Origin of the sequence: Paraglaciecola sp. MB-3u-78 (genome assembly GCF_002835935.1) — a bacterium.
Classification (GTDB): domain Bacteria; phylum Pseudomonadota; class Gammaproteobacteria; order Enterobacterales; family Alteromonadaceae; genus Paraglaciecola.
This window is the reverse complement of sequence record NZ_PJCF01000003.1, coordinates 633,682-645,613: the sequence shown is the minus strand read 5'-3', so window position 1 is coordinate 645,613 and position 11,932 is coordinate 633,682. Positions and strand designations below refer to the sequence as shown.

Here is an 11,932-nt window from a genome sequence, read left to right as displayed (position 1 = left end):
CTTATTCGACCAGAGTGTGCTCGAATGAGAACATAGACGAGAAGTCGAGCTCGTCTAGATTAGAGCCTATAAGCAAGGCTACTTCAGTACGGTTTTTGTGCTATTTGCAATTGTTAATATGCAAGGTAACCATATAACGTCATGCGAATTGTTGCTTAATTCGTAATGTTATTTTCAATTATTTAGTAGTAATAAATTTAATAACGGAAAAGTATGAAGTAAAAAGATTGTGTTTTTGTAATTTACCCTGTGAGACCAAAATGTCATGATATTTTTGGAGATTAAAGTGGGTCACAGAGGGATTTGTATGATGCTCCATATGATAATTTAGATTATGTGGCGCAATAAAAAATGATTGTAATGGGTTTACAATTGTTCGTGAACAATTCATTTGTGTTTTATCGCCAATAAAACAAGCATGCTCCGATATCCCGCGAATATGCATAAAAACCGGCATTATTACCACCATTGGAAGAACCCAATAGAATAAAAATAACCATGGTTGATTTATTACAAAAAAATAGCTGAACAATAAAAAGTTCATACCAAGAGCTGGAAGGTAATTAATAAATAAAGATTTGAATGATTTAAGCGACGCATAAGCATTTTTTAAATAATATAAAAATAAATAGACCCAAGTTAATCCCAGAAAATCAGGGATAAACTGCTTTAATAACTTTCCTTTTGTTATAGGGAAGTCTTCAACAAATCGTTTGTCCGGGTCAGAGTCAAACATTGTATTTTGATGATGTTTTAGATGAGTAAACTGATATCCATCAAAACTTAAACCACTAAACCCATTAATAAGAAAACGACCTGCAATATCATTACTATATTTATCTTTAAATAAACGTCTATGCACTGCATCATGGCCTAAAACGCAAAGTGCATATTGTTGTCTAGCTATGAAAATAATACCCAAAAGCGTTATAAATGGCTTAGTCGTGATCAACATTATAGCCAGCAACAACACAATTACTAAAAGATCAATCGTAATATATGCAAAAGACCTACTGGTTGATACTTTTGACAATGATTTTTGTAAATTTGAGTCTTTATCCAAAAGCATAAGCGACAGGCCCGATTCGTTCCGTTAATACGTTACTCTGCTATAATAATAAGTTAATTAATAGCAGATTTGCAATATCTAATTAATATGGTTTATTTATCAGTGCCTTATTGAACCAGTTGGATTAAGTTGCGGCTTGATACAACCGAGGCAAATGAATAGGTGGCCATCCATGACCTAGCAAGACTAATTATGACTCAGACCTGCCGTTTGGACCTTCAAAGGTAATTATGAAGTGCCGTTTAGTCGACGGATTATCCCGCAAGTACGAAAAGCAATTGGATACGCCAATGGTACTTTACAGCCAAGTCGAGTTATCACTCAGCATTTGCTGCATATCCTTTTGCTCAGAGGAAGTTATCATTCCGTCTTCAAGAATGTCCTCAATTTGCTCTTTGATACCTATAAAATCCCCATCATTAAAATCAAATGTGTCGTTACAACACCAAGCTTTTAGATAGATTACTTCAATATCATTTAATGCAACGTCTGCAAGTATTCCGTCAATAATACCCTTTAAGGTTAAGACGGCTTTAGTTTTGTTGTTCTTGTGATTGAAGGCAGTGTTGCGAGGTTGACCGTGATCATCTAATTGATTGTCTTGCTTCATAACTTTTCTCATATCCTTTGAAATTAGAAAACAAAAGAACAAAAGAACAAAAGGGGTCAAGTTGCTTGCTTCACAAAAAAGAACAAAAGGGGTCAAGTTGCTTGCTTCACAATACTCTTGTTCAATTCCTCGAAAAAAAAGAACAAAAGGGGTCAAGTTGCTTGCTTCACAATACTCTTGTTCAATTCCTCGAATAAAAAGAACAAAAGGGGTCAAGTTGCTTGCTTCACAATACTCTTGTTCAATTCCTCGAATAGGCTAAAAGACCTGAAAGACCTGCGGGGTCGTTGAAAATCGATAGGGTCAGTGAAATTGATTGACCAGAAGTTCAACAGCGGCTTATGGCAGATGGCCGACGGATAGAGGAAGTTGATGTTGAAGAATTTTAGCAGCAAAATACAGTAATATAATTCTTCGTTCGTATGTCTGCTTTGTCGGAATTCCCGTCCTTAAGATGATTAACTTGTTTGTCTGCTTTTCGCTCTAAGGCGACAGACAACTTTTCTGTAGTTTGTCCTTTTAGAGAGTAATTTTTCCACACATGTAATCCACAGTCTTCCCAGTTAACAACACTCTATCGCCACATATTTGACAGGAAATTAGCCCAGTTCTTGCTGATAGCTGTTTAGCTTCTAGGCTGTTGTTCGACAATTTTTGTGCCCAGTAGGGAGCGAGTTCACAATGGGCAGAGCCTGTTACCGGGTCTTCATCCACATTGATTTTTGGAAAAAAACAGCGGCTAACAAAATCAACATTTCGCCCTGGAGCACTGCCCCCCCTGAGATCAAGGGTCTTCCATAAAGCTAAATCAGGTGACAATGCGACCACAGCAGGTTCGTCTTCGAGCTCGATAATGTAATCAAAAGCGGCGTGTACCGCTTTAGGCTTGATGCCTAAGCCTAATAATAAATTATCTGGCGGTACAACTGACTTAGGCATTGATGCTGGAAAGTCCATTTCTAGCACCTTCGACTTTTTAGTGACTAACAAGTCACCACTTTTAGTACTGAAGCAAATTCCAGATTTTTGATAGGCTAAATGTATGAACAGTACATTGGCAGCAGCTAATGTTGCGTGTTCACATAAGTCCACTTCATGGGACGGAGTGAACCAACGTAATTGAAACTTGTTCTGATAAGGGACAAAAAAAGCCGTTTCTGACAAATTATTTGCCTGAGCAATATTTTGCAGTAACTCGTCTGCTATCCAAGTATATATACCCATACCACAACGGGATTAGCCTTAAAGACTTGTTCTGCAAAAGCGTCAACTTGAAATATATCTATTTCTATATGATTTAATACCCAGCTATTAGTTAATTAATCATACTATTTTCGTACAAACCTCATTCCAACGCCCCATCGGTCAGCAAATCCTGGCCAAGGGTCGGATAACTTTCCGTCGGCTTGTTTGGTTTGAGTAGCGCTCTCACGCTTCGGTAAATATTCACACGACGAAGTTTGCTTTTTGACGTAACAATCCAAGAAAACCAAGGTCATATGTTGATTGATACGATTAAGGGTCTCGCTGCTCCATGACGGCTCATAATAAAGGCCTAAATCGGCTTCAGCAGCATAGGCAATTTCTGGCGCTGGGTGCGGGGCAATATTATGACGTGCATTCTCATACACCAACATAAAACTGTCTTTTGCTGCTGATTGTTCAAATAACTTTTTCACACCTTGTTCGTAACCAGAAACGTCATCAAGGGAGCCAGAAACATATAAACTAGGCACTTGAATAGCATCCAATTTATGTAAATTTTGTTCTTGTCCCCAAGGAGCAAAAGCAACCATGGCTTTCCAGCGGCTATCAACCTGCTCTTGTCCTGCATTACAAATGTTAAAAACCGGTACCAAAACTTTAGCAACTGGTTCAGGGAAACCAAAAGCTTGCAGGCCTTGCTGATTAAAGTTATAGCAACCACCGACAGTATTCACAGCACCAAAACCACCCATGGAGTAACCAATGACAGAGGCATGATCAGTATCCACCACCTTAGCTAAATCGCTCTTGGCTGAGGAGAAATAATCCAACACAAATTGTTGGTCACGTGCGCGATTGATTAAAGTACTAGGAAATCCAGCAAAAGGGGAGTTTTCAAAATCAACTTCACCTGTGGTGGAGTCTGTGTGATCAATCCCTACGACGACATAGCCATGGCTAGCTAAATGTTCCCCAAGATAAAACATGATAGTCCGATAGCCAGTATATCCATGGGATAACACCACCAGCGGATAGGTTGTTTTTTGGTTAGTTTTTGCGTTTCTAACACTCTGACCTTGAAGTGAAAACGCTTTATGAGTTCGAGTCACATTTTCATAGGTTGCATGAATATCTGTTTCTTTGGTATCCGCCGGATACCAAACTTCTAAGGTCAAGGTGCGATCTTCTAGGCTTTGATAATCTTTGGCGCTAAGTTGCTGTGGGTTAGTCACCTGTATTGTCCTTACCCCAACGGAGTAATTGCCACGTTTTCCTAATTCTGGGGTGACGTCAGGTTGATTTGTGTACAGTTGTTGAGCTTCATCTGCAGCAAAAACACTAAAAACTAAACAACTACAGCATAATAAAAAAGATGCTCTGAGGGTTTGCTGCAACCCAGTTTTAAAGACAGTCATACTATATTCCTTGAAATGATTATTCTGATTAGGAGGCATTTTTTATCAACATAAATTGATTAACTCGCTGAATAGCGTTTTGACGAATATTGCCGTAAAACCTCTTAAACGATTGCATACATGCATCTCAAATAACCAAATCGATAAATTTAACCTAGTTCGGTAAATAGAAACAACTCAGTAATTTAAAGGATGACTTATAAGGCTGACTTATTGGTTGGGATCTAAACGATCTGAAGACTGACTATTGACTCGATACCACCCAGCAATACTGAATCGATCACTATGGCTGGCAAGGACTTCATGAGGGAAAACATCGCTTAGAAATAGGATGCAACTGTTAAACTCTGGAGGCACAACTAACAATGGTGATGGTTGTTCATCGGCATACAAAAGTAACTCTCCGCCATCACTTTCACTCCAGTGGGGATTCAAATAAAAAACAGAGCTTAAAATTCGATTACTTCGGCCTTTAAAGGCATCCAAGTGACGCTGATAAAAATCGCCTGTTGAATAATGGGAGAAATGACATTCAAAATCGAATAATCCCATAAATAGTCGCCTATTGAGGCCCATTCTTAATTGCTCCATCCAGTCTAAATATGCCTGTTGGGTCAGGGAATTGCCCCTAAGCCATAAGGTCGAATCCGTTCTTACTTGTGAATTAACTTGCTGATGATTGTTACGACCAATACCGGCAGGCTTAAACTCGAATGCAGCTAAGCGTTGTGCTTCATGCATCAGTTGCAGAGCAAGCCACTTTGGTAATAAATGCTGCAAATGAATAAACCCCCGTTGTGCCAAAGCGTCAGCAATATCATCTATTAACTGCTCTTCGAGATCTGCATTTTCAGTCATTTGTGTCATATCAATACCGGATAAGTTCATCCCTTTATTTTAACAAGCGCATGCCAATAATAACTAGCGTTAATCCACCGAAGTGCATCCAACCCAAGGGCTCTTGCAATAAACACTAATAGTCACAGTAATGACAAGTTATGTTTATATAAATTAAGTAACCTTTGACTGTTTAGCATTTTCTATACATATCTTTTGAGTTGTCACAAAAGTGTTTTGGATAAGCGCCGCGTCACTGCTAGCTCGATGACGCGGCTCTTTCATTTGTTGAAATAATCTGTCTTTGGTTAAATGCCATAACGACATTTGGGTTTCGTTTAAAATCATTTCCAGCGAGCTGACATGAAATTGTTTAGTCACTTTAGCAGCATCGAAAAGTCTAATTAACCAAGTATCATCGACCACCCACCCGTCTGAATAGACTACCTGCCCCATCAAAAACTGATTCAGTTGCTGACAAACCAGTTGTGCCGACAAACCTTTTTCTGCTAATAATTGTCGACTGATACCATGTAATGATTCAGCTTGAGCATCCCAATGTGTCCAATCGCTTTGTGGCTTAATTAAACTGCAAAATCTATTGCCTGACCGATTAATGACACCCACTTCAATGGGATAACTTAGCGAACCAAAACCACTGGCTTCAACATCAATAATAGTGGGGATAGCAACACTGGCTTGGCCTCCGATTTTGATCACAACACACCTATTTATGAGTTTGTTGCTAAGCAATAAACTCTACTCTAAAAAAGAATCAAAAAGATAGCGAAAACAAAGAATTACTCACAAATCAAGAGTATTAAGTTACTTCACTAAAGCATTCGAATAATGTAATTTTCGCTGGTTATCGACAATAATGCCATCATAACCTGGTGTACGATTCAGTAAGTCCATTCCTTTTTGCACACCCAAAACAAACACTGCGGTTGATAGGGCATCATTTAATGTACTGCGCTGACCAATAATCGACACACTTTGCACTTCATAGACCGAAGTACCTGTTTTCGGCGATAGAATATGGTGAAAGCGCTTTCCGTCTTGTTCGAAATAACGCTCGTAGTCACCTGAAGTGGATAACGCAGTATCAGCCAAGGGCAAAACCACTGCCTGTTTATCTTTGTTACGGGGATCTCGAATACCTACCATCCAAGGTTTACCTAACCTATCACCTAGCAGTTTAGTATCACCACCTGCTGTCACTAATGCATGTTTAATACCTAGTGTTTTTAGTATATCGATAGCATGGTCTACCGCATGCCCTTTAGCGATACCACCTAAATCAATTTTAACATTGGGATGTGCGAAATAAATACTGTGATCATTGATGTCAAACTTGATGTGCCTGTAGTTAATGGCCTTTAACAAGTTGTCGATTTGCTGTGGCTCTGGCTTCTGATGTTCACGATAGTTATACAAATAGCCGACGCTAGCAAAAGTAATATCAAAAGCCCCGTCTGTCTCCTTGGCTATTTCAACAGACAGAGCAATAAGCTCAAATAACTCTTTAGATACAGGCACTGCGGTATCAGAGCCACGACTATTAAGCTGACTTAACTCACTACTTTCAATGTACGGACTCATTAACTGATTAATTCGCTGCATTTCGTCCATAACAGCTTGTATCGCATTTTCACCTTGTTGCGCAGAATCACTCCAAAGCTCTACGTGAATATTAGTGCCCATGATCCCTTGATTGTCTTCAAACCACGTTGCATATGAGAGCCGTGGATAGACCAACATCCATAACAACAAAATTGGCGAGACTATGCCCTGCATCTTCATTGTTTTAATTCTAAGCCAAGTTGATAAAGATGATTTTTCTTTAAATTATATTGTTCAGCCGTCACAGCTGCCGCTTTTTTAAGGGGTAATTCTTTCATTAACAGTTTGAGTAAGTTTAGTGCATCTGCTGAAACTTCGGTCTGATCTTGTTTTTCACCAGCAATCATCAATACAAACTCTCCTCTTTGATGATTTGTATCAGCCTCAAGCCAAGTCAAACAAGCTTGTGCGCTACCTGAGTAAAATGTTTCAAAGGTTTTGGTGAGTTCTTTTGCCACAACCATTTGCCGGTCTTCTCCCAACTCAGCCACGATTTGCCTGACTGTGTCTGCCACTCTTCGGGGAGATTCATAAAACACACTGGTACTGGTCTCAGTAAGTAAACGCTGCAATGCCTGCTGTTTAGCCACAGCTTTGACGGGTAAAAACCCCTCAAACTTAAATCTGTCAGTTGCTAAGCCAGCAGCACATAATGCTGTGATGGCAGCGCATGGACCCGGCAATGGCACAACATTCATCCCTGCTTCTCGACACTGACTGACCAAACCATAACCTGGGTCGCTGATCAGTGGTGTACCCGCATCAGAAATCAAGGCTATATTCTCACCCAGTTTAAGTTTTTCAATGAGCTGTTTAGCCCGCTGTGATTCGTTATGATCATGCAATGAGGTTAATCGTGTCGAAATATCATAGTGTTGCAACAAACGCTGACTATGCCGAGTATCTTCCGCCGCAATCAAATCGACTTCAGCTAATATGCGTAAAGCCCTGAGTGTGATGTCTTCCAGATTGCCAATAGGCGTGGCGACGATAAATAACGTGCCTGATTCAGTCAATGATAACTCTCCAAATTAAAGTGATTGTCTAACGTTTATCTAAGTATAGGTTTTATCACTGAACCTAGTCACAAAGCATTAGATATTTATAGCCGTTACTATAAACTATTAAGTACATTCTTCTAAGGGTATCAGCGATGAGTTTTCGATCGTATATTGTATTTTTTATCGCTATTTTATGCCTGCTTTCTTGCACTAGTAGCCCGACTCGGCAAACATCAACAGCCATAGACACGTCTTCACAAAATATCACAGAAGTGGCCAAAAATAGTGATTACTATTTGACTCAAGCCAAACAAAATTATTTTAAGAACCATGATGTATATCAGCGTAATGACTCTCTAATACAAGCCGCCGAAACTCTGCAAGCAGAGCAACAATGCACCAAAAGTATCAGGATGCTTAAGGTGCTGGAGTCAGAGCTAAAGGACAACCGTCAACGCACTCATGCCAATCTCATTTTAGCTGAATGTTATTTAATTTTGTCTGATAAGGCGGTTGATAAGGTAGCAGCCATACTGGCAAATTTAACTAGTGCATATGGTTATGATGCCCGCATTGCCGCTTTGCAAGCACAACTTATGGTTAACAAAAAACAATGGCTAAAAGCGGCTATAGCGCTACAGGACACAGATATTGAAGAGCTTGAAAAAACCCAAAGTACATGGAAATGGATCAAGAAATTAGACTTACCTGAATTGGAAAAAGCGCGACTATCGGAGTCAGCTCTACAACCATGGCTGCAACTTGCCATCATTATAAAACGTTTTGCTTTAGAGCCTGAGTCGTTTAACCAACAATTAATCAATTGGCAGAGTAGGAATTTGGGGCATACACTGGTGACTAACCTCCCAGAAGAAATAAAGAACGCGTTGCAGCAAGCACCGATACAGGCAAAACGCATCGCGGTTTTATTGCCATTAACGGGCAGACTTGCGAATCAAGGCTTAGCTATCAAAGAAGGAATACTCGCCGCTTATCTGAAGGATTTGCCCAACGCAACGTTCACTATGAACGATTCAACTGATCATGACCAGTCAACTGGCAAAACCACTCAGAACAATACTCAACAATATCGTGAAATACGTTTTTTTGACTCCGCCTTAAAAACAGCGCAACAATTAAATGCACTTGTGGCTGATTTTGATGTGGTTTTGGGTCCTTTGGTCAAAGAACAAATTATGAAACTGACTGCTGTTTTACCCTCAGATAAAATACTCTTGGCTCTAAACAGAGTGGAGTTAAAAGCGCAAACGCCCACCATAGACCAATTAGATCAGATAGTTGAGTCAAGTTTACATGCATCAGAACACTATTATTTTTCGTTAGCGCCAGAAGACGAGGCACAACAACTAGCATCACATATTCATCAAAAACAATTGGTTAGACCCATTATTTTCGCAGCCGACAACCCTACAACTCAAAGAATGGCTGAAGCATTTATTGCTAAATGGCAAGAAACACCAAACGCCATTCGGCCGGACTTGACCATATTCACCGACAGTAAAGACATGCGTACTAGTGTGTCACAAATGTTAGATGTGGCCCAAAGCAAGCAGCGCATTAAACAAATGGAAGTCTTGTCTGATGTCGAAGTTTTTGGTGTAGAAAGAAATCGTCGAGATATCGATTCCATCGTATTATTTGCCAACCCGGAACAAGCAAAACTGCTTAACCCAATTATCGAAGCAAGCCTGAGTCCCTTCGCCCGAAGATCATTGTCGGTATTTGCTTCTTCTCGCAGCTATAGCCTAGATTTAAACAGCAACAGTCTCAGAGATTTACGTAACCTCACATTCACAGACATGCCTTGGATGTTGCCAGATCATAGTTGGCAGGACTTAGCCAATCAGACGACACAACTTTGGCCACAACAACAGGACACCTTATTAAGATTATTTGCTATGGGGTTTGACGCTTACAACTTACTCCCCAATTTACGTCGGTTAAAGACACTGCCGCAGCTTGTCAGTCACGGCCTAACCGGTGAGATCAATGTAGACGATCAGGGTGTGTTACACAGACGTTTACTTTGGGCACAAGTGGCCCAAGACCGAGTGAAGTTACTTGAAATGGATTAAGCAGGCACTCTCTCCTTTAATCGGCAATGAGGCAGAACGTTTTGCTCGAACCTTCTTAGAACAGCAAGGTCTTACATTTATTATGAAAAATTATCGTTGTCGTACAGGTGAGATTGACTTAGTTATGCAAGACGGCGACGAGCTAGTCTTTGTAGAAGTAAAATTCCGTAGCCAGAATCAACACGGATCGGCAATAGAATTTTTTCATGCCAGCAAAAAACGTAAGTTTGAATCTGCTGTTATGTATTATATGCAAGAAAAAGGCTTCAACCCTAGTATTGTGCCACATAGAATTGACTTAGTGGGCATCGAGGGAAAAGGTCAGCAACAGCAAAACATCAATTGGTTAAAAAGTGTTTAACCACGAGCTGCAAAGAGCAGTCATTTATTTCTTAGGAGTATTATGTTAGAAAACATTAAGGCAAATTTTACTGAGAGTATTCAGATAAAAATTGCCTCAATTGAGTTATTACCTGAGCACATTTCTAACGCCACTTACATGATGGTTAACGCATTGATTAATGGCAACAAAATATTATGTTGCGGCAATGGTGGCTCAGCTGTAATTGCTCAGCACTTTTCATCGTTATTACTGAATAAATTTGAGCGTGAGAGGCCCAGTTTACCTGCGCTAGCCCTTACAGCAGATGGTGCTACATTATCATCAATAGCTAACGATTTTACGTTTGAAGAAGTGTACTCCAAACAAGTCAGCGCCTTAGGACAACTAGGAGACATTTTGTTTGTTATATCCACTAGTGGCAATTCACAAAACTTAATCAAAGCGATGGAAGCGGCTCTTAGCCGCGATATGACAATAGTGGCTTTAACAGGTATGGACGGCGGTCAAATGACAGGCCTAGTCAGCCAGCATGATGTGGAAATACGCGTGCCATCGAATCGAACTGCGCGTATTCAAGAAGTCCATTATTTAGTGGTACATAGCCTTTGTGAGGGGATAGACAATTGTTTATTCCCTGAAAATTTTCAGGAGTAAGACATGCTAAAATTAAAAAATATCTATATACCTTTGTTACTCTCAACAACATTATTGTTGCAAGGCTGTGCGGGATTAATCATAGGTGCTGGTGTAGGAGCTGCATCTGTAGCACATGATAGACGCACATTAGGTACGCAGGTTGACGATACCACTGCAGCTGGACGCATCTCTACAGCTATCTCAAATGACGTGGCAATAAATGAACAAGCGAGTATCTCTGTTCAAGTATTTAATGGTACGGCCCTGTTAATAGGACAGGCTCCTACTCAAGCACTTATCCAACAAGCGGAAAAACTGGCTTTGTCAGTGAAAAACATCAAAAAACTCCACAACCAAGTCCGTTTAGGTTTACCTATTCCTCCAAGCGTAGTGGCGAATGATGCGTGGCTCGCCTCAAAGGTAAAAACCAAACTGATTGCTGATAAACGTATAGATGGTCTACACATTGAGATCGAAGTCGAAAATGGCGAAGTATTTTTAATGGGATTGGTCAGCGAACAAGAATCCAATATTGCAGTAGAAATCACCCGCAATATTCAAGGTGTAAAACAAGTGATAAAGGCGTTTGAATATACTTAACTTGAATGCGAACAAACCCAGCACTTGGTCTAAATAAAAAAAGCGCCCAAGAGGCGCTTTTTGATTAATTATTTCTAGTTCGGTTACTTAACAACCGTCAATGTAGGCTTGCCTTTCTTAGGCTTTTGATTGGTCTCATCGGTCACTGTTTGCTCTTCTACTTCATCAGAACCAATGTTTTCCTCAACGGTAAATACCGTGCCAGCGCCATTTTCTTTGGCATAAATAGCTAAAACTGCAGGGCAAGGAACCACTATATTCCTTGGCACACCACCAAAACGTGCATCAAACATGATGTCTTGCAAACCTAACTGCAAATTACCAGTAGACGCTGGAGACATGTTCAGCACTATTTGGCCGTCTTGGACGAACTCTTGTGGTACTTGAGTACCTGCATAGTGTGCATCTACCACAATATATGGAGTGAGATTGTTATCTACAATCCACTCGTAAAATGCCCGTAATAAATATGGCTGATTAGGTGTCATATTACTTC

At 40.1% G+C, this 11,932-nt stretch carries 13 protein-coding genes; 4 read left to right on the top strand and 9 right to left on the bottom strand.

The window, feature by feature from the left end; genetic code table 11:
- Positions 1 to 178: 178 nt before the first annotated feature.
- The 8 genes from CXF95_RS06730 to rsmI form a co-directional block, all read right to left on the bottom strand.
- Positions 179 to 1,069: a fatty acid desaturase gene (locus CXF95_RS06730; protein WP_101197943.1), complete on the bottom strand. Its 891-nt coding sequence runs from the start codon at positions 1,067 to 1,069 to the stop codon at positions 179 to 181.
- A 298-nt stretch (positions 1,070 to 1,367) separates the two neighbouring features.
- Entirely contained in the window at positions 1,368 to 1,895 is a 528-nt protein-coding gene (locus CXF95_RS29920) for a hypothetical protein (protein WP_198556512.1), read from the bottom strand.
- A gap of 303 nt (positions 1,896 to 2,198) precedes the next feature.
- Positions 2,199 to 2,903: a PhzF family phenazine biosynthesis protein gene (locus tag CXF95_RS06720; protein WP_369809288.1), complete on the bottom strand. Its 705-nt coding sequence runs from the start codon at positions 2,901 to 2,903 to the stop codon at positions 2,199 to 2,201.
- 104 nt (positions 2,904 to 3,007) lie between these two features.
- On the bottom strand, positions 3,008 to 4,300 hold the full coding sequence (locus CXF95_RS06715; RefSeq protein WP_101197942.1) for an acetylhydrolase: 1,293 nt from the start codon (positions 4,298 to 4,300) through the stop codon (positions 3,008 to 3,010).
- 210 nt (positions 4,301 to 4,510) lie between these two features.
- Entirely contained in the window at positions 4,511 to 5,167 is a 657-nt protein-coding gene (locus CXF95_RS06710) for a 2OG-Fe(II) oxygenase (protein WP_101197987.1), read from the bottom strand.
- Positions 5,168 to 5,311: 144 nt separating this feature from the next.
- Positions 5,312 to 5,857 (bottom strand): exonuclease domain-containing protein, encoded by a 546-nt coding sequence (locus CXF95_RS06705; protein WP_101197941.1) that lies wholly within the window; start codon positions 5,855 to 5,857, stop codon positions 5,312 to 5,314.
- A gap of 105 nt (positions 5,858 to 5,962) precedes the next feature.
- Entirely contained in the window at positions 5,963 to 6,934 is a 972-nt protein-coding gene (locus tag CXF95_RS06700; protein ID WP_198556516.1) for an FAD:protein FMN transferase, read from the bottom strand.
- A gap of 2 nt (positions 6,935 to 6,936) precedes the next feature.
- Complete coding sequence (gene rsmI, locus CXF95_RS06695; RefSeq protein WP_101197939.1) at positions 6,937 to 7,776, bottom strand: 16S rRNA (cytidine(1402)-2'-O)-methyltransferase; 840 nt, start codon at positions 7,774 to 7,776, stop codon at positions 6,937 to 6,939.
- A 137-nt stretch (positions 7,777 to 7,913) separates the two neighbouring features.
- Here rsmI and CXF95_RS06690 point away from each other — a divergent pair, with 137 nt between their 5' ends.
- From CXF95_RS06690 to CXF95_RS06675, 4 genes are read left to right on the top strand one after another with little or no spacing between them, the layout of a single operon-like run.
- A complete protein-coding gene (locus CXF95_RS06690; protein WP_101197938.1) occupies positions 7,914 to 9,857 on the top strand; it encodes a penicillin-binding protein activator in 1,944 nt (647 codons plus the stop codon).
- On the top strand, positions 9,844 to 10,218 hold the full coding sequence (locus CXF95_RS06685) for a YraN family protein (protein WP_101197937.1): 375 nt from the start codon (positions 9,844 to 9,846) through the stop codon (positions 10,216 to 10,218). The genes CXF95_RS06690 and CXF95_RS06685 overlap by 14 nt, the downstream gene beginning before the upstream one ends.
- 42 nt (positions 10,219 to 10,260) lie before the next feature.
- Positions 10,261 to 10,854, top strand: a complete 594-nt coding sequence (locus CXF95_RS06680; RefSeq protein WP_101197936.1) for a phosphoheptose isomerase — start codon at positions 10,261 to 10,263, stop codon at positions 10,852 to 10,854.
- Positions 10,855 to 10,857: 3 nt separating this feature from the next.
- Positions 10,858 to 11,436, top strand: coding sequence for a BON domain-containing protein (locus CXF95_RS06675; protein ID WP_101197935.1), 579 nt, complete (start codon positions 10,858 to 10,860; stop codon positions 11,434 to 11,436).
- Positions 11,437 to 11,519: 83 nt separating this feature from the next.
- On the opposite strand, the gene CXF95_RS06670 is transcribed toward CXF95_RS06675, so the two are convergent.
- A complete protein-coding gene (locus CXF95_RS06670; RefSeq protein WP_101197934.1) occupies positions 11,520 to 11,924 on the bottom strand; it encodes a ClpXP protease specificity-enhancing factor in 405 nt (134 codons plus the stop codon).
- Between the last annotated feature and the right edge of the window lie 8 nt (positions 11,925 to 11,932).